The following is a 19666-nucleotide window of genomic DNA, read 5'->3' as shown; positions in this document are numbered from 1 at the left end:
TCAAAGGATCGCAATCAAACCGCGAAAGGTCGGGAGTGATGAGATGCTGCAGGCACCCGTCGCCGTGATCTTCATACTGGATATCAGCCACGATCAAACGAGCGTATAAAGGGCGGTTAACCGCCCAAACAACACCCAGAATGCCCCGCGCCTTACGAAGGCGCAGAAATAGCTATATTTCCGAATGGTCATTACTTCGGATGATTTCATGAAAGCACACGAACGAAACAGCTATATGACAATATGGCGAGGGGGGATGGCCGCTTGGCTTAAACGCCCCTTCCCTTTCCCTGTATTGGTGCTTTCAGCAACAGCCCTCGTTTGTCTGCTCTTTCTTGCAGGGCTGATCCGACCCTCGATTATGGTCGAAGACGGGCCGGTGGAGAATGCATCGGCAGCCCTTTTCCTCTATGCCAGCCTGCTCGGCTTCTGGACCTTGGCAACCCGTGCATTGGCAAGCAAGCTCGATTTTAAGCTGATTCTCGGGATTTCGCTGTTTTCGCTTCTGCTCTTTCTGAGTGAAGTCAGTTTTGGCGCGCGCCTTTTTGACTTCGAGATGCCCCCGATGGAAGGTGGCGGGGAATTCGACGGCGGGCATGATATCGCGATCATCCTGCTCAGGATGATGCAGAAAGGCGATGTGACATCCCTTATCGTCGCGCTGTCTCTGCTGTTTGCTTTCATTTGCTTTCTGACCGCGGTCTACAAAGCACGCCATCCCATAGAACGCTTCCTGCAGCACAGGTTCAACTTCACCCTTGTGCTGCACATCATTCTCTTGGCGATCGGCGTTCTTCTGGATCTCGTGCCGTCCAGAAAAGTCTCTTTGCTGGAGGAAGCAGTCGAGTTCACAGCGGCGATTGTACTTGTCTGGGCGTTGCTTGTTTTCCGGCGTGTCTGACATTTGATCTTTCAGACGTTTCGAGCCCCCTGAAAACGACGGTTTTACCCGACGTCATCGGCAAGTGACCCGCCGCGGCTTGCGCGCAATCTCACCGGAGGGCCTCCGCAAACTGGCCAGGACCCTTCCTGCGCCGCATCAAAGCGCCAAACCTGAGCAGAAAGGTGTAGGCGTCCTGTCCCGGACCCCGGCTTCTGCCCCAGCGACAAGTGGCCGTTCGCGCAAGAGGCAGCCTTTCAGAAAATCAGAAATCGGCGCCGTTTGCGACAGGGCCGCAAGTCGTGGGCAGCTATCGCAATGCCTTGACTGTCCCCACCTGCCACGTCTAGGCAAGCAACATGCAAGCACTGCTTTTTGAGGTCGAGCCGCGCGCCGGTCACGAGGATCACTACTTTGACCATGCTGCCCGTTTGCGCCCTTTGCTGGACGCACATACCGGATTGCTTTTCATTGATCGTTACAAGTCCTTGGTCCGTTCCAACATCATTCTGTCTCATTCACATTGGCAGGATGAGGCGTCGATTGCCAAATGGCGGTGCGATGCGCAGCATCATAAATCCCAGGTCGCAGGCCGGAACACGCATTTCAAGGACTATCGGATTCGGGTTTTTCGCGTGTTGCAGAACTATCGTGAAAACGAAGCCATCACGACATTTTCCGGAGACGAAGCGAATGGCGATACCGCCTCTGGCGCTGATCGCTTCGTGACAATTGTCGCAACCAAAGGCGACCCGTTTCCGGACGGGGGTGAGGCATTTGGCAGCGTCAATTTCGAGGATATGTATCTCAGCGTCAGGGTGGCAGACAGCCGGGCTGAAGGCAGCGCGGTGGTTTTGAAGGCAAGCCGAACGCCGAACGTCACAAACGCGATGTCTATCCTGGTCTCTCGGGACTACGGTATGTTCCAGCGAGACGAGGCGCCACAGGTCTTTCCGTCAGCGGCCACTTGAGAACAATGCATTTCTTGTCCAGGGCCTTTCGAGGCTCGAAACGGCTGGTCTCAGCGATGTTTCTTAGGGGCACACCAGGCGGTCGAAAACCGCCTTCCGTTTACAGAATGAAGGGGTCGCACCGCGGCTCTTGGCCTGACGGCCACTCCCCAAAGCGACAGAGCCCAGGATTTCCTTTCGAGAATTCCAAATCCCTTACCTGGATAAAAATACTCAGTTGTCGCCTTGGATCCGGCCATTGCTGATGGAATGGATGGCCTCTGCTGCAACCGGCTTCTTGCACAGGTGATCCAGCAATCAAAGCCTCTTACTGGCCCGGAACTGATGGCGGGAAATCACGACAAGCATCAAGATCGTGACAAGATACGGCAAGCTTGAAAGCACCTGCGATGGGATGGCCACGCCAATGGCCTGTGCCGTGAGTTCTCCCAATGACAAGATGCCAAAGAGAAGCGCTCCGAAGGCGACCCTTCCGGTTTGCCAGGTGCCAAACACGACCAACGCCAACGCAATCCAGCCACGCCCGGCGATCATCCCATCGGCCCAAAGCGGAGTGTAAACGGTTGACGCATACGCCCCCGCCAATCCGCACATCGTGCCGCCAAAGGCCACCGCAGCACACCGTATCACCGCCACCGGATAGCCGATCGCGCGGGCCGCTTCGGCATTTTCGCCCACCGCCGTGATGATCAGCCCCAACTTGGTTTTGTTGAGCACATACCACAACGCTATCGTCCCGATGACCGCTAACCAGACAACAATATCCTGTGTCAACAAGGTCGGCCCAATCAGCGGGATATGCGACAAGAGCGGCAGGCCGTATTCCGGCAGCCCGGAAATGGTCAGGCTTTCGTAAGTCTTGCCGAAAAGCGCGGACAGCCCCAGCCCAAGAACCCCAATCGCCAGACCTGCCGCGACCTGGTTTGCCTTGACCAAGATAACGAGGAAGGCAAAGACCATCGCCAGAATCGCGCTAACGATGGCCGCGGCCATAAACCCCAGAACATGCGCACCCGTGTGGTAGACACAGATAAAGGCAATGGCCGCACCGACAGCCATCATCCCTTCCAGCCCGAGGTTCAGCAGACCCGTCTTCTCCACCACCATTTCCCCCAACGCCGCCAGCAGGAGAGGCAAGGCCGCAGCAAGTGTCCCGGCCAGCAGGAATTCAACGGCGCTCATGCCGTTGCCTCTCGGTCAAGGTGTACCCTGAACCGGATCAACGTGAAGGTGAGAAGATAGAAGGACAGCAGCATACCTTGGAACACCTCGACCGCCGCGACGGGCAGACCTGCAGAGACAGTCGCACTGTCCCCGCCGATGTACAGCACCGAGATCAGGAAACTTGAGGCGACAATACCAAAGGGACGCAAACCGCCGACATAGGCCACGATGATTGCCGCATAACCGTAGCCGGTGGCGACAGATCGTTGCAACTGGCCCAAAGGCCCTGCAACTTCGCTGGCCCCTGCGATCCCGGCTGCCAGCCCACTGAGCGCCAGGCTGAGCCAGATCATGCGCGGCGCACTGAACCCCGCATAAAGCGCGGCTTTCGGCGCGAGGCCTGCTGTGCGCAGCTGGTAGCCCCGAAAGTGCCGCTCCATCATCAGATAGGCAAAGAGGCTCGCAAGCAGCGCAAAGATCAGGGAGATATTCGGCCGGACATTCTCGAACAGGAGCGGCAGGAGCGCGTTGCCCGGGAACATCACCGTTTGCGGAAAATTGAAGCCCCGCGGGTCTTTCCACGGCCCCAGTAGCAGGTAGTTCAGGATTTGGACCGCGATCAGGCTCAGCATCAGCGTCACGAGGATTTCCGAGGCTCCGTACCGCGTCCGCAACCCCGCCGCGATCCCTGCGTAGGCCATGCCGCCGAGCCCGCCTGCGACAATCATGGCAGGCAGCATGAAGGGCAGATTTCCGTCCGGGTAAAAGACCGGGAAGGCAGAGGCGCAAATCGCGCCGATGATGAATTGCCCCTCGGCGCCGATGTTGAACACATTGGCGCGGAACCCGATGGCCAGCCCCTGCGCAATCAGCAGCAGCGGGGCCATTTTCAGCAGCACTTCGGAAAAGCTGTACCAACTGAGGAACGGTTTGAGCAGAAGCGCATGCAGCGCCTTGCCCGCAGGGATGCCCAAGAGGGCAAAGAGGATCAGGCTGGTCAGGCAGGTGAGGATCAGCGCCAGCACCGGCGCGCCGAACATTGCCAGACGAGACGCGGCGTCGCGTCTGACCAGGCGCAACTTCACAGCCTTGCCCCGATCATATAGGCCCCGACCTCTTCGGCGGTGGTGTCGGCGGCGGGCAGGCCGGTGGACAGCCGCCCTTCGTGAAGGACATGGAGGATGTCGCAAATCTCGAACAGTTCTTCGAGTTCTTCGGAAATCACCAGGATCGCGGCGCCGTTGTCCCGCATCTCGATCAGACGGCGCCGGATCGCTGTGGCGGCCCCGATATCGACCCCCCATGTGGGCTGCGATACCAGCATCACGTCGGGGGCCAGCATGATCTCGCGGCCCAGGATGAATTTTTGCAGGTTGCCGCCAGAAAGCGCTCCGGCCTCCGCGTCCGGGCCGGAGGTGCGCACATCGAAGTCTTCCATACAGCGGCGGGTAAAGCTCTGCTCCACCCGCCGCTTGATGAACCCTCCCCGCAGCATGCCCTGCCCGTGCGCCGTCAAAAGGCTGTTATCGGCCAACGACATCTCGGGCACGGCCCCGCGCCCCAGCCGCTCTTCGGGCACAAAGGTGAACCCAAGCGCGCGGCGATGCATCGGGCCGCGACGGCCAACCGCTTGCCCCATGATCTGGACCATCTCAGGCTTACGCGCGCGCAGCTCGCCCGAGATGAGAGCTGCCAGCTCTTGCTGGCCGTTGCCAGAGATCCCCGCAATGCCAATGACCTGACCCGCGCGCAGGTCCAGGTTAACGTCTGTGAGTGTCGTACCAAACTGCGTTGCGCGCGGATGGCTCAGATTGTGCAAACGCAATCGGACCTCGCCAGGCTGCGCGCTGTTTGACACCGCCAGATGCGGCATGTCGCGACCAATCATCATTTGCGCCAAGTCGCGCGCGCTGTGGGCCCGCGGGTCCACGCGGCCCGTCACCTTGCCATCGCGCAAGACGGTCGCCTCGTCACAGAGCGCGCGGATCTCTTCGAGCTTGTGCGAGATAAAGAGGATCGCCGTGCCCTCGGCCTGCAACTTGCGCAACGTCTCAAACAGCAGTTTGACACTTTGCGGCGGCAGGACCGATGTGGGCTCATCGAGGATCAGAAGCTTGGGGTTCAGCAGCAGGCAGCGGATGATTTCGACCCGCTGCCGTTCGCCGACCGACAGGGTGTGCACCATCGCATCTGGGTCCACCACCAGTCCAAACTTGCGCCCCAGATCGCCAATCTTTGTCGCGATCTCAGCCGGTCGGCCGGGCACCATCAATGACACGTTCTGAACCACGCTGAGCGTCTCAAACAACGAAAAATGCTGAAACACCATGCCGATCCCCAAAGCTTGCGCGTCGGAGGGGCGGGACAATTGTACGGGTGCACCGTTCCACGCGATGCTGCCGTCGTCGGGATGCTCCACCCCGTAGATCAGCTTCATCAAGGTGGATTTCCCGGCGCCATTCTCCCCCAGAATGGCGTGGATCGACCCCGATTTCACCTCAAGGTCGATCGCCTGGTTGGCCTGAACCGTGCCGTAGCGTTTGGAGACGCCCGACAGGGTCAAAAGGGCCTGTTTTCTCATGAAGGGAGCGGCGTTGTCACGCCCGCGACATGCCAATCCATGCCGAGGATTTCGCCGTCCGTCATGGTCACACCGTCCGCCACACGTACTGAACCCGATTGATCCGTCAGCGGTCCCTTAAAGACATCGAAGGTACCGGCCTTGATCTCGGCCTGGCGCGCTTCGATCTGGGCGACCACATCGGCGGGAATGTCCGGGTTCCAGTCTGCGGTAAAGACGATGTCGTCTTCCATCCCGAGCCAGAAGTTTTCACCCGGATAATCCCCGGCCACATGAGCATCGACCAGACGTTTGAAATGTGGTCCCCAGTCGGTGCCCACAACGCCCAGATACTTGGACGGCGCATATGTCTTCATCGACGAATTCAGGTTCCAGGCGTAAACGCCCGCCTCTTCGGCCACCGCGATCACGGACGGCGTGTCTTGCGCGTTCGAAAAGATCACATCGGCCCCTTGCGAAATCAGCGCTTTCGCCGCCTCTTGCTCAGAGGCCGGATCAAACCAGCTGTTGACCCAAACCACACTCATCTCGATCTCGGGGTCGACGGATTGCGCCCCCAGCATGTAGGCATTGATCGACGTGATGAGTTCCGGGATCGCAAAGGCCCCGACGCAGCCGAGCTTCTTGGTCTTGGTAAGAGAGGCCGCCGCCATCCCCATCAGATAGGTGCCCTGCCAGTATTTGGCGGTGAACGGGGCAAAGTTCGGCTCGACCATGAAGCCCGAGGCGTGAATGATCGAGATATCGCGCCGGCGCTTGGCAATCTGGATACCGCCGTTCTGATAGCCGAACGACCCCAGGAGCAGGACGGTGTTCCCGTCGGCCACAAGCCCATTGGCGATCCGGTCCGCATCTGGCCCTTCGGCAATGTTTTCCAGCACGGTCACTTCGATCTTGTCGCCGTAAGCCTCCTGCACGCTGCGTACGCCTTCCATCAAGGTGTGTGACCAGCCCACGTCAGCTTCGGGGGATGGCAGCACCACACCCATTTTCAGCACATCGTCGGCGATGGCCCGCATGGGCAAGGCGATGGCGGTGGTCGCGGCCAGCGATCCTTTCAGAAACGTGCGGCGTTGAACGGTATGTGACATTTAGAGTCCCCCTGTTTTTGGCAGTATGGTGTGAAGTGTGTCTTCGGCGGCGGCAAAAAGCGCGCCCTCGTCCAGATGCGGAAAGGCGCCGTTGCGCCAGACGATGCGCCCGTTGATCACGGTCAGATCGACAGCCGCGCCGATGCCCACTTTGGCGATCAGGCTGATCGGGTCATGCCGCGTACCGACATAGTCAAGCTTGCGCGTGTCGATGGCAAAGAGGTCTGCCGCCCTGCCGGGCTGCAACGCACCGATATCCGTGCGGCCCAGCAAAGATGCGCCGCCTTCGGTCGCGTAAGACAGGAACGCGGCAGGTGCAGGCACGGGATCATCACGCGTGCGGGCCGCCAAACATTGCAGCATGTAGGACGAATGCACGCAGTGCATCAGGTTGGAATTGTCGTTGGAGGCCGCGCCATCACATCCCAACCCCAGGCGCACCCCAAGCGCGTCCATCGCGGGGATATCCGTGACCTCCGCACCGACCAGATAGACGGGCTCAGAACAATGGGACACACCGGTGCCGGAGGCCGCCATTTTCCTCAGCTCATCATGCGTCAATTCCCAGCCATGGGCATAGAACGTGTCGGGGCCCGCAAAACCAAGGCTTTCACAATAGTCGACCGTGCGCATCCCATGGACCTGCGCGATCACCGGGCTTTCGCCCTCGCCCACATGGCTGTGCAAAATCACGCCCTTGTCGCGGGCCAGTGCAACGGATTCCACGAAGGTCTCGCGGTAGCAATTCACCGGCTGGCAGGGTGCGACGGCGACCTGGCGCATCGCAAGCGGGTCTGGATCGTGGTAAGCTTCGATCACGCGGGCACAGTCGGCGATGAAGGCATCCGTGGTCTCCAGCATCGCGTCGGGGATCGTGCTGCCCTCGGATCTGGGCAGGGTGTTGCCACCGCGCCCGGCATGAAAGCGCATCCCCATCAGCTCCGCCGCCTCGAACTGACGGTCGATGATGCGCGAGCCTGCGTGTTTTGGAAAGCAATACTGATGATCGAAGGCGGTGGTGCAGCCGTGCTTGATCAGCTCGGCCATCGCAACAATGGAGGAGTGATAGAAGCACTCTTCGGTCAAGCGCGAGAAAACCGGATAGATCCGGTCCAGCCATTCAATGACGCTGTAGCGGGTCCAGTCCAGCTCGGCGCGGTTGCGCACGAAGCATTGAAAGAAATGGTGGTGGGTGTTCACCAGACCGGGATAGATGAAAAGGCCCGCCCCGCTGATGATGTCGGTGCCCGCCGGGATATCGCGGTCAAGATCTGGCCCGATGGCCGTGATCGCCCCGTTGTCGCACAGAATATCCTGGCCGTGCAGAACCGGATCGGAGGCGGAGGTCACAATCGCGTCGCAGTTCCGGAGCAAAAGCGCCGTCATGGGGCCGCCTCCAACTCATGCAGGCGATGGATGCCAGGCATTTCGATAAATCCGGGCAGCGAGCGGATCGCCCGCATCCACAGGCGGATGGAGGGATATACATCGAGGCTGACACCGCCATCCGGCGCAAGAGCCGTGGTCGGGAAACAGGCAATATCGGCAATGGTCGGCGTGTGACCGGTCAGAAAGATCATCCCGTCAAACCGTTGCTCAACCAGATGCGCCTCAAGCTGGCGCAGGTGCTGCACCCCAGCGCGGCGCACCGCATCGATATCGGCATCGTAGCTCAGGATATCGTGCAGGCGGGCCGTCCCGATACTGCCGTTCAGCGCCGCTGCAAAGGACAACCACACCTCGTCCTGCCCGCGCCAGTCCGGCGTATCCCTGGTCAGATAGCGCAGGATTTCAGCGCTCTCGGTCAGCACCAGATCGCCGTCTTGCAGGACCGGAAGCGTTCCCTTCGGGTTCAGTTTGAGCATCTCAGGCGATTTATGCTCTTTTGCGGGGTGAAAGTTCACCGCCCGCGTTGTGAGGGGCTGCCCGAGAAGCGCCGCCATCAAGCGCACCTGGTAACAACTGGCGCTGAGAATATAGTCGTAGAGGATCATGCGGCTACCAGTTGCGCCCCATAGGTGTAGCCGATCCGCTTGAGCCAGCGCCGATACGCGACCGATGTCATATCCGCCTGGGTCGGCACCTCCATGCCCGGATCGAGCGGCAGTTTGCGCGGGATCTGGTTTTCCAGGATCGAGCGATCCTGCATGAAGATCATCTGCTGAAAACTGACCATCTCAGCCATGGTGGACTGGTCATCATAAAGCGCCATCCAAGGCCAGACCTCGCACCATTCCTCTGTCAGGGGCTGGACAAAGAGGGTGATCACGTCCCACTCCCCCGGTCGCGGTGGACAGGTCTTGTAGAGCACCGCACAGGTGGGGGCGGGCACCCGGTACATGTATTCTGTCTTGATACCACCTTCGGCGGATCTGGCGGCCTGGGGCTGGAAAAACTTCACCTCCGTGGCCCAGACCTCATCCACCTCCTCACGGATATCCACCTGATAACGCTCAACTTCGGTATGCGGCTCCGCCCCAAGAATATCCGTATGCACAAAGGGGAAATGCGCAATGTCGAGAAAGTTCTCAACAGCCCGCAAGGGGGAGCATTTCACCCGGACAGACCCCACATCAACCAGTTGCCGGCCCGGCGTATCTGCCTCCGGGATCGTGAAGAGATCGCGGGTCGGCTGGCCGGGGCTTGTCCAGAGATGGCCAAACCGTGCAACCGTGGGCAACGCCCGGCCCGCAGCGTCACGGACAAAGACACCGGCACCGTTGCGCCCCACCGCAATCTCCCGGCCCAGCAGCAATGTCTTGCGCGTATCCTCCAGGCCCGACAGTAACCCCACCGGGTACCAATGGTCGTCAACCGCTTCACGCATCTGCGCTCTCCAGTTCTGCTCGCATCTTTTCCAAATGCCGCGATACCTGTTTGCGCTCCTGGTCCGCTCCTGCAAATGCGTGCAGGACACAACTGTGTTGCGTGCTGGGCTGCAGCGCCACGGCCAGGTCATAAACGCCACCCAGCACCATCAAAGACGACATTGGATGGCCCAAGCCTTCTGCCACCTTGGCGACCGGCAGGGTGATCTCCAGTGACCGGACCGGGCGGCGTCCTTCGGCGTCGGGTGTTTTTGCCTGTGTCGGCGCCAAAGCCACCCAGATCATCTGGTCCTGCTCGTTGCAGGCATAACTCCTGGCGCAGATCGTTTTAGGCGGCTCAAGCTGCGGATGCGCCGGAATGTAGCTGCACGTACCGTCCATGCCATATTGCCAGCCGTGATAGATACAAGACAGCGTTTCGCCGCGCACGAACCCATGCGACAACCGCATGCCGCGGTGCGGGCACCGATCACCCCAGGCATGAAGCTTGCCCGCCGCACTGCACCAAATGGCCATATCGGTGTCATTTACCCGGCGCGGCACAACAGTACCCGCAGGAACATCCACACTCAATCCAACAGCAATCCAGTCCACAGCACCCCTTTCGCGCAGGACGCACTCTAGGAGGGCGCACCGCGCAAAATCAAGTCGTCCCAATGGCCCGCCTCAAGTTTCCACTCAAGGTTACGTGGTTTTTCGTGAAATGCCTGATTTTTCGTCACGCGGCGCATTGGCTGACATGCCAATGAACTGCAACACCTCAACACAGACGCTTTGGGGGCCCAGGCTGCATGCCAAAGCAAAGGCGTCAACCATCTCTTCAGCGCCGCTTGCACGAATGCTGACGCGATGTGGCAGCGCTTCGATCATGTCGAATTCAACGCCAAGTTTGCCGGCGTGTCTCTCCATCCAGGTGAAAAAATCAGCCGCTTCCACCTGCCCGAGCAGCCTGAAAGTAATGGTTTCGCGGTGACTCTGCGCAGACCGGCTTTGCATCGGATTCATAGTGTTACATCTTTCCCGATTTTCGCAGGTGGCAGAGACCCAGCGAAATCCAACTTGCTCCCAAACCGCTCCTGCAAACCACATACACTTTGTCCAGCCCCATTTCCATGGGCCACTTTTGAGCAGGGTTTCTGAACGGGGCGGCCCGATGGTCAGGCGGTGATTTGGCCGACCGGCTGGAACCTTCAGCAATGGGTTGGCCACGCGGTGCCCAGGCGATCTGGTTGATGGTCCAGAAGCGAAGCAACGAGAGAAGCATGAGATTGCGTCTGCTGCGGCGCAGCTGACTTGAGCGCCCGGTTCCAAAGCCTTGATGACCTCAGCAGGCCCGGCAGTCTGGAGCCTCGTCTTTGCATTGCCGTCCTTTGCAAGACAACAGGCCGTGCAGTCGGTGAAGTGTGACGGCAGGTCTATTCATACACAAAACTGAACAGATGCAGCTAATAAATGAATTTTTTTAGATGCATATGAAATGGTACCGGTTGCCGGAATAGCAAATCAGCCCGAAGGAAACCGCCCCCGTGTCCATCGCTCTCCTGTCCTTTCTCGCACCGGCTGTCCTCATTCTGGCGGCCCTGCTGGCCTTTCGCGGCCCACAGATGCGCCCTCTGCAACCCCTGAAATGGGTCGAGAGGGCCGCGCTTGTCGCGGTCGCGGTCGCTGGGCTGTCGGGCGTCCTGCTTCTGGCGCACGGCCCTGCGACCAGCCCGCTGCTGGGTCTGAACGGCATGGGGCTTTCCGCGCGACTCGATGCGGTCAGTGCCGTCATGCTGCTGCTGGTGTCCTTCGTGGGCTGGGTCGTGATCCGATTTGCCGCCACCTATATGGACGGTGAAGCCCAGCAGGGCGCGTTCACCGGCTGGCTTTGTGCCACCCTTGCCGTTGTCATGCTGCTGGTGATCGCGGGGAACCTTTTGCAACTGGCCGGCGCCTGGATCGCAACCAGTATCCTTTTGCACAAGCTCCTGCTGCATTATCCCGAACGTGTGGCCGCGCAGAGAGCCGCGCGCAAGAAATGGGTAACCGCGCGGCTCGGGGATGCGGCCTTGATGATCGCGGTGCTCACCCTGTTTGTCCACTACGGCACAGGCGACATCTCGGAGATTCTGGCGGCGGCGCGAATTGTAGCGAGCGGTCCGGAGGCTGCGTGGATCGCCGCCGCCCTGGCCATCGCGGCGATCCTGAAATCCGCCCAGTTTCCGATGCACGGCTGGCTGACCGAAGTGATGGAGACGCCTACCCCGGTTTCCGCCCTGCTGCACGCCGGTGTGATAAACGCCGGAGGGTTCCTGCTGATCCGCTTTGCAGACGTGATGCTGCTGTCCCCCGCCGTGCTGGCTCTTCTGGTGATGGTCGGCGGGTTTACGGCGCTCTTTGGCGGGCTGGTGATGCTGACCCAATCGGCCGTGAAAACCTCGCTGGCCTGGTCGACGGTGGCGCAGATGGGGTTCATGATTCTGCAATGCGGTCTGGCGCTCTTTCCGCTCGCACTGCTGCATATCGTGGCGCATTCGCTTTACAAGGCACATGCTTTCCTGGCCTCCGGCATGGCGGTGGACGGCGTGGCCACGATCCGGCGTCCGGGGCCGGTGGCAATCCCCAATGGCGTCGCCGTGGGCCGCGCGTTTCTGATCGCGCTGGTGATTTATGCCGTGGTCGGGTTTCTCTTTGGGGTGGCAGACAAATCCCCACAGGCCGTCGCATTGGGGGCGATCTTGATCTTTGGCGTGGCCTACCTGCTGGCGCAGGGTCTGGCGGACGCGGCGCCACGGGTGCTGACGCAACGCACCGCAGTCTATTCGGTGGCGGCGGCAGTGGGCTATTTTGCACTCCAGACCGGGGCCGAGGGACTGATGCAGGGCACCTTGCCCGCCACACCGGCCCCCGGACCACTGGAATGGGCGTTGATCGTGCTGGCCCTGCTGAGCTTCGGTCTGGTGGCGGTCGCACAGGCGATGTTCCCGCTCTGGGCCTACCACCCCGCTGCGGCAGGCCTGCGCGTTCACCTGTCCAACGGGCTTTATGCCAACGCCGTCTTCGACAAGCTGCTGCGCGGCTGGTCCAGCAGGCATCACTCCTAATCGCGGCAAAGGAACATATTCCATGAAGACCCCTTCAAAGCTTTCACCCTCCCGCCTCGGCAAAGCCATTGACGAAGCCGCCCGCGCGATCCCGCCGGTCTGGCCTTTGGCCTCGTCGGTTGCGGTGAACCCGTTTCTGGGTCAAACCGGCGAGACGCTGACCGAGGCCGGGGCCCGGCTGGCTCGGGTGGGTGGTGTGCCGGTCACGATGCCGCGGGCCTGGTACAAAACCCGGATCGATGATGGCACAATCGCGGATGCAGATATCGCCGCCGCCTTGGAAGCGCAGAGCGCAGCCGACCTGCCGGCCCTCGCGGACCTCAAACGCCTGGCGGGCAAGGCCACAGCCACACCTGCGGCGCAACCCACCATTGCCAATCTCGCGGCAGAAGCCTCCGGCATAGACTGGCCCGGCATGATCGCGGACCGCTTCGGGGTCTGGGCCGCGGGGTACTTCGATCAGGGTCAGGCGCTTTGGGCAGCCCCCCGCAGGCGCGGGGCCTATGATGCCTGGCGCCAGTATGCGACCCACGACCTCACGCCGGAGATCGCAGGACTGCGCGGATTTGCCCAGTTTGTCAGCGAAACCCCTGATACGGCTGGCGAGGCCCGAACGCGGGCCTCAAGCCGGCTTGGGCTGCGCGCGCAGACGCTTGAGACCTATCTGCATCAGCTGTTGTTTTCCCTTGGCGGCTGGGCCCAGGTTGCGCGCTATCATCTCTGGCAGGCGGAACTGGCTGGCGGCGGCGATGAGACACTCACCGATCTCCTGACGGTCCGGCTTTTGTGGGAAGAGGCCATACTTGCCCAGTACCACGACCAGATCGCCGAGGCCTGGGAGGCGGTGAAAGACGCCCATGCAGCCCCGCTGACGCCCCAGACGGACCTTGTGGTCGACGCTGTCCTGCAGGAGGCCTGGGAACGCGCGGTGCAGCGGGATCTGGCCCGGACCTTTGCCACCCCGACCTCCGAGGCCGAGCCAACCCGCCCGGCCCTTCAGGCAGCCTTCTGCATTGATGTCCGCTCAGAGGTGTTTCGGCGGGCGCTCGAAGCGGTAGATCCGAACATCCGGACACTGGGCTTTGCGGGCTTTTTCGGCCTGACCGCATCGCACAAGGGGTTTGCCTCTGACGTGGAGGAACTGCGCCTGCCGGTCCTTCTCAATCCCGGTGTGACGTCGACCGCGCACGGGGATAACCCGGACGCGGATCAGACCGCCCGGTTCAAGGCCCGCGCCAGCCGCGCCTGGGGCCGGTTCAAACTGGCGGCGGTCTCCTCCTTTGCTTTTGTCGAGGCCACCGGGCCCATCTATGCGGCCAAGCTGGTGCGGGATGCGCTGAGTATCGCGCCAAACGACCGACCGGAGGATCCCGCCCCACAATTAGAACCAGCGCTTGATCTTGCGGCACAGACCGATGCGGCCGAAACCATCCTGCGGGCCATGTCCTTTACCGACAACTTTGCCCGGCTGGTTGTCGTGGCGGGGCATGGTGGCAATGTGGTCAACAACCCCTTTGCCAGCGGATTGCATTGCGGGGCCTGTGGCGGATATTCCGGCGAGGTAAACGCCCGGCTGCTGGCAGGCCTCTTGAACAGTGCCGAGGTGCGCAAGGGTCTGGGGACGCGGGGCATCGCAATTCCCGCTGATACGCTTTTCGTCGGTGCGCTGCATGACACCACCACCGATGCGATCACGCTTTACGCCAGCGACCATCCCTCAGCGGATCACACGGCGGATCTGAAACAGGCCGAGAACTGGTTCGTCAAGGCTGGCGCGATGACCCGCACAGAACGCGCCCTGCGGTTGCCACGGGCAGAGGGTGCTGCGGATATCGCGCAGCGCAGCCGGGACTGGGCCGAAACGCGGCCCGAATGGGCGCTGGCGGGCTGCAAGGCCTTTGTGGCCGCCCCCCGCCAGCGCACGGCGGGCAAGAGCCTTGCCGGGCGCGCTTTCCTGCATGACTACGACTGGCATCAGGACAAGGATTTCGGCGTGCTGGAGCTGATCATGACGGCCCCCGTGGTGGTGGCCAGCTGGATCAGCCTGCAATACTACGGGTCAACCGTCGCACCCCAGGCCTTTGGGGCAGGCAACAAGCTCTTGCACAATGTCACCGGCGGGATCGGCGTGGTCGAGGGGAACGGGGGCATCCTGCGGGCCGGTCTGCCCTGGCAATCCGTACATGAGGGCGAAGGTTACGCGCATGACCCGCTGCGCCTCTCGGTCTGTATCGAAGCTCCGCGCGCGGCGATGAGCGATATTCTCAAACGGCACGACGGTGTCCGGGCGCTGTTTGACAATCGCTGGCTGCATCTCTTCGTCCTTGATGAAAGCGGACAGATGGCCTGGCGCTATGAGGGGGAGCTGAACTGGTCCGCGATGACGGAAGATGCCGGGCAGCACCCTGAACTGAAAGAAGCTGGCTGAGCGGGGCGGATCGGCGCGCCGCAGCAACGCTCAAGGCAATCAGACAACCGCCGCTCAACGGCGCTTGTCCATCCTGCCGAAGGGTGAGGACCAAAGCGGATGTGGCGGGGGGCATTTTAAACCCTTCGGTCGCCAGCTCCCCCTGACCCGATGCCACGGCACCGGGTCCGGCACGCTTCGTCGAACAAAACACCCGGTCGGGCGCTCAAAGCAGCAGCCTTGTCCGCTCAAAAACCCCGTAACCCTCAAGCTTTGGGAATATTTCCCCCTTAATTCCTGATCTTTTCCCTCCCCAGGTCCCCCTCCGTTCCCCCCACATCCGGTAAGGTGATCTGGTAAAGGAGGTAAACCATTGCGCGCTTTCAAGATTGCGGTCCGGGGCACCATCAGGATCGGTCCATATGACCAGCCCTGGGAAACGTCATTCGTCAAAAGCGAATGGCTGATCGCAGAGCGGATCGGACAAGCGGGGCGCTACATCTCGCTTGCACATACAGGCGTCGCTGCCGGGGTGGATGACATCATTGCCCCTGCAACGCTCAGACCGACCCAAAAGCTCTTTGGCGTCCAGATCGACGCCACCGGGAGCACCGCAGAGGCCACCTTTCTGTTCATGCGCAGGCAGGGGGCGGGATTTATCGGTGAAGACCAGTTTTTCCCGGCGGAAGGGTATCTGAACCTGTGCGGATCCGCAGACGAACTGGCGTTGGTGGCCGCCGGACGGCACCACCACACGGTCGGATCGAACGACAGCGGTGCCAGGGTTCTCATTGATGTGCCCTACCCCGCGCCAAGGTCGTCCCAAGGTCAGAGCTGGCACTATTCAGCCAGTCGCGTGCCTTGGCTCGAAGAGTACCTTTAACATCTGAATTTCAAGGGAAAGATAATGAATAAGTCAACTGATTCAAAACACTACCTCAGCGCCACTGAGCAAAGACGCCAAGAAGCCTATAGCCGGCGCATCGAAATGGCCAAGCTGGCGGCACGCCGGCCAGTCGTCGCGGTGCCCTCCAACGGCGAGGACGACAAGATGACGTCGCAGCCGATGAATTTCACCAAGGGCCTGCCCCATGACGCCTATGGGCTGGCAGCGCGGGCGGATTATCAGAGCTTTCGCGACGCCCTGGTTGAGCCGAAATATGATTTCCCCGTGCCTACCGCGCCGCAGAGCCAGCGCCGCTGGGAAAGCCCGCTGGCCGGTCACTATTTCACCGGCCTTGGACCGGACCCTGATGCTGTTGCGATGGCCCCCGCACCCCGTCTGGGCAGCAGTGAGCTTTGTGCCGAGATGGCGATGGTCTACGCCATGGCGCTGACCCGAGACATTCCCTTTGCCGACCTGCAGGATCCTGCCACAGAGATCGGCTTTACCCTGCCCGCAGGCCATCCCAATGCCGGCGCGCCCGCCACCGTTCAGCATCTGGTGGATGAGCTTTGCAAACTCTCGTGGATCAACCCCAACGGCAATCCGATCTGGTTCTTTGGGGATGCCCCGACCGAACATGAGCAGCGCCGCCGCGAAGCCAACTGGGATGAAAAGCGCACCTTCTCCGTCAAAAGCCTGTTCCGCGGATCGACCGAAGGCGCAAAACGGGGGCCGATTGTGTCTCAGTTCATGCTGCTCGGGACCGGGAGCCGCCAGGACGAGACGCGGACGCCCGAAGACGGCTACATCGAGGATGGCGCGCAAAGCATCGACCAGCGTGTTGATCTTGCTGCAGAAGGTCTGGACTTCATGCGCAGCTGGACAGACTGGCTCGCCATCCAGCGCGGCGCGCGCCCCGCAACCGAAGAGGGCGATTTCGTCGGCACCCGCTTTATCAAGACACCGCGGGACATGGCGACCTATGTGCATTTCGACCAGCTCTATCAGGCCTATCTGAGCGCTTGTCTGATCCTGCTGGGCAACAGCCCGAAAATGGATCCCGGCTTTCCGATCGAGAGCAGACGCGGCCACAACAGTGAAGGCTTCGCAACCTTTGGCGGGCCGCACATTCTGAGCATCATGCCCGAGGTTGCCAGCCGCGCCCTGCGCGCCGTGCGCCGCCAGAAGTTCCAGGTGCACCGCCGCGCCCGCCCGGAAGTGCTGGCCGCGCGTCTGACACAGGTGGCGAATAACGCCGCAGGCTCGATGGACCAGATGGCAAAGGCCAAGCTGCACGCGATGCTGAAGGAACTGGGGCATGGCAGCAAGTACCATCCGCAAAAGCCCGCCATGCTGCTGACCTGGATCGCCGAGATGAATGCCGCAGAGGATCACGACATCGAATGCGACACCATCAAGGCGGAATACACCTATCTGCTGCCCATGGCCTTCCGCGAAGGATCGCCCATGCACGCCGCCTACGGCGCAGGACATGCGACCGTTGCGGGCGCCTGCGTGACGATCCTCAAGGCGTTCTTCGATCCCGATTGGAAACTTTCCGAGGGCACGTCGATGGACGGGTTTGTCGTCCCCGACGCCGAGGGCAATCTGGTCGCCGCAGCGGATCAGGCGGATTTCGCGCGCACAACCGTCGCGCAGGAGCTGGACAAGCTGGCGGCAAATATCTCCATCGGGCGCAATATGGCCGGGGTGCATTACTACACCGACTATTACGACAGTCTGCGGATGGGGGAACGCATCGCCGTCGGCATGCTCGAAGAGCAACTGCTCGGCTATACCGAATGTGTCAGCATGACGCTGACCGGGTTTGACGGCGAGATCATCGTCCTCAGCACCAATGGAGACGGTCTTGTTTCTGGCGTCACGGTCACCATCGAAGACAAGGATGGAACCCAGATGCCATACGAAGAGTGGTGGGTCCGCAATATCGCGGAGTTTGGTGAAGAGGTAACCAGTAGCCTCGTTTAAAGGCTCCGCCACTTCAGGGTCCCCAAGTGTACGGGGGCCCTGATCTTTTTACGATGACTTATTTGAGAGGTATTTTTCATGGACCAATCACTTTCAAAAGTTCAAAGCATTCGCGGATTATCGAAAGCGATGCGTGCCGACGAAACCATTCTGGAAGAGGTCAGGAACGATCCCGTGGGGGCCATCGAACAGGTCATGCGCAATGAGCTGCCGAACACACAGGTCTACCGCATGGTCGTCTGGGCGCTTGGCGCCACGCTGATCGTGTCGCTGGCGGGGACGATTACGCTCTCCTACGGCCAGATCGACATCCCCGACCTGCTGGTTGCGGCCAACGCCGGGGCACTGGGGGCGCTCGCCGGGATTGTCACCCAGAACTAAAGGCCCAGGCTTTCAGCCGCCAACACGGCCTTGAGTTGCGCCAGCGTTATCGGCGTTGGCGCAAGTTTTCCGTTCTGGACCAGCAAGGATACCAGCCCCGCAGCAATCGCCGAGGCTGCGGATGTCCCGCCAAAGATGGTATAGAGCCCCTCGGTCGCTTCGTCGTCATCCAGATCGGGGGGATCGGGCCGCAACCCCACGGCATAGCCGTAGCTGCCCCGCACATCGAGGCTCAGCACCCCCCAGTAGGAAAAGGTCGAGGTCTCCTGATCGCCAAGGTGGGGAAGGTAATTGTAATCGCGCGTCTCGCGCTCCCTTGGGTTCAGGGCCAGACGCTCCTGATCGATGGCAAAACCGTCATCGCTGGGCATATCGAGCAACGCATCGGCGAAATCGGCACCATTTGCATAGGACGACGGCAGCCCGGCGGCGTTCTGCGCTGTCACCACAATCGGCATGGCATCGGTGGCAAAACCGCTGACAGCGGCGGGGTAGGAAACCGCATCAGGCCGCCCGTCATTGCCCGCCGCCAGCACGACATAGCGGATCGTGCTGATGCCCTGCAGCAGCGTCTCAAAGATCGTTTTGTCTTTCAGCAATCTTTCCTTGACCGCCAGATCCCCCTCCACGGGGACATAGGCGGTATCAAGCGGCGCTGCCATTGTAACCGGATCATTCAATATCCGCGTTTTGCGGGGCGAGAGCGCGGCACGGTCCGTCAGCGCGTCGTAGTCGGGCATCCCGCGCGGGATATAGATGACCTCGGCCCCTTGTAGATAGGCATAGATCAGCGCGTGGATCATGGGCCGGATCTCGTGGCTGTAGGGGGTGGTGATCGGCACGATCCTGCAAAAGGGATTGGCCCCGTAGTATTGCAAGATCCCCTCTTGCGGCACGAGCTTGGGCCGCCCCCCCACAAGACCCGCGCAGGCGGTGCCATGCGCGCCGAAATAGCGCGACGGATCATCCACCGGCAGAACCTCCACCGGATCAACGACAAGCCTGTCATAGAGGGTGTCAAATTCGGCCTGCATCGCCGGGTCGGCTGCAAAGAGCGCCGAAAGCTCGGCCTTTTGCGCCGGCGTGTTCGGAATACCGGCGGGTGCGCCCTGATAGCGCGCGCCCAACAGACGGGTTGCAAAATCGATCTCGGTGCCGGGGTCAATGGCGCCTTCGAGGTTCGGGTGGCCGGTGTCGATACCTGTATCGATGATCGCGACGGTTGCGGGATTGGCGGGGGCATCCCCCTGATCCGGCCATTGCGGGGCATCAAACGTGCCATCGTTGTTGTTGTTCAAAACGCCAATCGCATCCAGATGCCAAAAGATCGACGCCTCGTCCAGTGGGCTGGCTTGCGTGTTGAAGTTCGGGATACCTGGGAAAATCGGATCGTTGGACATGG

17 protein-coding genes are annotated in these 19666 nt (G+C 61.0%); 7 read left to right on the top strand and 10 right to left on the bottom strand.

The genetic code is table 11. The annotated features are described in order from the left end of the window. Window positions 1-256: 256 nt before the first annotated feature. Both H7847_RS12050 and H7847_RS12045 read left to right on the top strand, forming a co-directional pair. On the top strand, window positions 257-901 hold the full coding sequence (locus H7847_RS12050) for a hypothetical protein (protein ID WP_227269732.1): 645 nt from the start codon (window positions 257-259) through the stop codon (window positions 899-901). 338 nt (window positions 902-1239) lie between these two features. Further along, window positions 1240-1851, top strand: a complete 612-nt coding sequence (locus H7847_RS12045) for an antibiotic biosynthesis monooxygenase family protein (RefSeq protein ID WP_227269731.1) — start codon at window positions 1240-1242, stop codon at window positions 1849-1851. 297 nt (window positions 1852-2148) lie between these two features. Here the strand turns inward: H7847_RS12045 and H7847_RS12040 are convergent, their stop codons facing one another. From H7847_RS12040 to H7847_RS12000, 9 genes are all read right to left on the bottom strand, one after another. Next, on the bottom strand, window positions 2149-3033 hold the full coding sequence (locus H7847_RS12040) for an ABC transporter permease (RefSeq protein ID WP_227269730.1): 885 nt from the start codon (window positions 3031-3033) through the stop codon (window positions 2149-2151). After that, window positions 3030-4100, bottom strand: coding sequence for an ABC transporter permease (locus H7847_RS12035; protein ID WP_227269729.1), 1071 nt, complete (start codon window positions 4098-4100; stop codon window positions 3030-3032). The genes H7847_RS12040 and H7847_RS12035 overlap by 4 nt, the downstream gene beginning before the upstream one ends. Further along, complete coding sequence (locus tag H7847_RS12030; protein WP_227269728.1) at window positions 4097-5596, bottom strand: ABC transporter ATP-binding protein; 1500 nt, start codon at window positions 5594-5596, stop codon at window positions 4097-4099. Before H7847_RS12030 ends, H7847_RS12035 begins: the two co-directional genes overlap by 4 nt. Next, window positions 5593-6687: a BMP family ABC transporter substrate-binding protein gene (locus H7847_RS12025; protein WP_227269727.1), complete on the bottom strand. Its 1095-nt coding sequence runs from the start codon at window positions 6685-6687 to the stop codon at window positions 5593-5595. Before H7847_RS12025 ends, H7847_RS12030 begins: the two co-directional genes overlap by 4 nt. After that, complete coding sequence (locus H7847_RS12020; protein WP_227269726.1) at window positions 6688-8073, bottom strand: amidohydrolase; 1386 nt, start codon at window positions 8071-8073, stop codon at window positions 6688-6690. It abuts the gene before it with no gap. Continuing rightward, window positions 8070-8681 (bottom strand): glutathione S-transferase family protein, encoded by a 612-nt coding sequence (locus H7847_RS12015; RefSeq protein WP_227269725.1) that lies wholly within the window; start codon window positions 8679-8681, stop codon window positions 8070-8072. The genes H7847_RS12020 and H7847_RS12015 overlap by 4 nt, the downstream gene beginning before the upstream one ends. Next, window positions 8678-9514, bottom strand: a complete 837-nt coding sequence (locus tag H7847_RS12010) for an aromatic ring-hydroxylating oxygenase subunit alpha (RefSeq protein WP_227269724.1) — start codon at window positions 9512-9514, stop codon at window positions 8678-8680. Before H7847_RS12010 ends, H7847_RS12015 begins: the two co-directional genes overlap by 4 nt. After that, entirely contained in the window at window positions 9507-10109 is a 603-nt protein-coding gene (locus H7847_RS12005; RefSeq protein ID WP_227269723.1) for a Rieske 2Fe-2S domain-containing protein, read from the bottom strand. The genes H7847_RS12010 and H7847_RS12005 overlap by 8 nt, the downstream gene beginning before the upstream one ends. A 90-nt stretch (window positions 10110-10199) precedes the next feature. Then, window positions 10200-10520, bottom strand: coding sequence for a hypothetical protein (locus tag H7847_RS12000; RefSeq protein ID WP_227269722.1), 321 nt, complete (start codon window positions 10518-10520; stop codon window positions 10200-10202). A 521-nt stretch (window positions 10521-11041) separates the two neighbouring features. On the opposite strand from H7847_RS12000, the gene H7847_RS11995 reads away from it, so the two are divergent. The 5 genes from H7847_RS11995 to H7847_RS11975 all read left to right on the top strand — a co-directional run bounded on the left by H7847_RS11995 (window position 11042) and on the right by H7847_RS11975 (window position 18264). Further along, window positions 11042-12601 (top strand): proton-conducting transporter transmembrane domain-containing protein, encoded by a 1560-nt coding sequence (locus H7847_RS11995; RefSeq protein WP_227269721.1) that lies wholly within the window; start codon window positions 11042-11044, stop codon window positions 12599-12601. Window positions 12602-12623: 22 nt separating this feature from the next. Next, the gene (locus H7847_RS11990; RefSeq protein ID WP_227269720.1) at window positions 12624-15029 is read left to right on the top strand and encodes a YbcC family protein; all 2406 of its coding nucleotides are present in this window, start codon (window positions 12624-12626) and stop codon (window positions 15027-15029) included. 352 nt (window positions 15030-15381) lie between these two features. Continuing rightward, on the top strand, window positions 15382-15891 hold the full coding sequence (locus H7847_RS11985) for a hypothetical protein (protein WP_227269719.1): 510 nt from the start codon (window positions 15382-15384) through the stop codon (window positions 15889-15891). Window positions 15892-15915: 24 nt separating this feature from the next. After that, on the top strand, window positions 15916-17883 hold the full coding sequence (locus H7847_RS11980) for a vanadium-dependent haloperoxidase (protein WP_227269718.1): 1968 nt from the start codon (window positions 15916-15918) through the stop codon (window positions 17881-17883). 78 nt (window positions 17884-17961) lie between these two features. Continuing rightward, a complete protein-coding gene (locus tag H7847_RS11975; RefSeq protein WP_227269717.1) occupies window positions 17962-18264 on the top strand; it encodes a hypothetical protein in 303 nt (100 codons plus the stop codon). On the opposite strand, the gene H7847_RS11970 is transcribed toward H7847_RS11975, so the two are convergent. Then, on the bottom strand, window positions 18261-19664 hold the full coding sequence (locus H7847_RS11970; protein ID WP_227269716.1) for a S8 family serine peptidase: 1404 nt from the start codon (window positions 19662-19664) through the stop codon (window positions 18261-18263). The two genes, H7847_RS11975 and H7847_RS11970, sit on opposite strands and share 4 nt — an antisense overlap. Window positions 19665-19666 lie beyond the last annotated feature (2 nt).

The organism is Roseobacter weihaiensis (assembly GCF_020622345.1).
GTDB classification, from domain to species: Bacteria; Pseudomonadota; Alphaproteobacteria; order Rhodobacterales; family Rhodobacteraceae; genus Roseobacter; species Roseobacter weihaiensis.
This window is presented reverse-complemented; position numbering and strand designations above follow the sequence as displayed.

Excerpts from the sequence above, each read along its gene's own strand:
- H7847_RS12015 (WP_227269725.1), bottom strand. The coding sequence starts at position 8,681 with ATGATCCTCTACGACTATATTCTCAGCGCCAGTTGTTACCAGGTGCGC.
- H7847_RS11970 (WP_227269716.1), bottom strand. The coding sequence starts at position 19,664 with ATGTCCAACGATCCGATTTTCCCAGGTATCCCGAACTTCAACACGCAA.
- H7847_RS12010 (WP_227269724.1), bottom strand. The coding sequence starts at position 9,514 with ATGCGTGAAGCGGTTGACGACCATTGGTACCCGGTGGGGTTACTGTCG.
- H7847_RS11990 (WP_227269720.1), top strand. The coding sequence starts at position 12,624 with ATGAAGACCCCTTCAAAGCTTTCACCCTCCCGCCTCGGCAAAGCCATT.
- H7847_RS12020 (WP_227269726.1), bottom strand. The coding sequence starts at position 8,073 with ATGACGGCGCTTTTGCTCCGGAACTGCGACGCGATTGTGACCTCCGCC.
- H7847_RS12000 (WP_227269722.1), bottom strand. The coding sequence starts at position 10,520 with ATGAATCCGATGCAAAGCCGGTCTGCGCAGAGTCACCGCGAAACCATT.
- H7847_RS11975 (WP_227269717.1), top strand. The coding sequence starts at position 17,962 with ATGGACCAATCACTTTCAAAAGTTCAAAGCATTCGCGGATTATCGAAA.
- H7847_RS12040 (WP_227269730.1), bottom strand. The coding sequence starts at position 3,033 with ATGAGCGCCGTTGAATTCCTGCTGGCCGGGACACTTGCTGCGGCCTTG.
- H7847_RS12045 (WP_227269731.1), top strand. The coding sequence starts at position 1,240 with ATGCAAGCACTGCTTTTTGAGGTCGAGCCGCGCGCCGGTCACGAGGAT.
- H7847_RS12030 (WP_227269728.1), bottom strand. The coding sequence starts at position 5,596 with ATGAGAAAACAGGCCCTTTTGACCCTGTCGGGCGTCTCCAAACGCTAC.
- H7847_RS12050 (WP_227269732.1), top strand. The coding sequence starts at position 257 with ATGGCCGCTTGGCTTAAACGCCCCTTCCCTTTCCCTGTATTGGTGCTT.
- H7847_RS12025 (WP_227269727.1), bottom strand. The coding sequence starts at position 6,687 with ATGTCACATACCGTTCAACGCCGCACGTTTCTGAAAGGATCGCTGGCC.
- H7847_RS11980 (WP_227269718.1), top strand. The coding sequence starts at position 15,916 with ATGAATAAGTCAACTGATTCAAAACACTACCTCAGCGCCACTGAGCAA.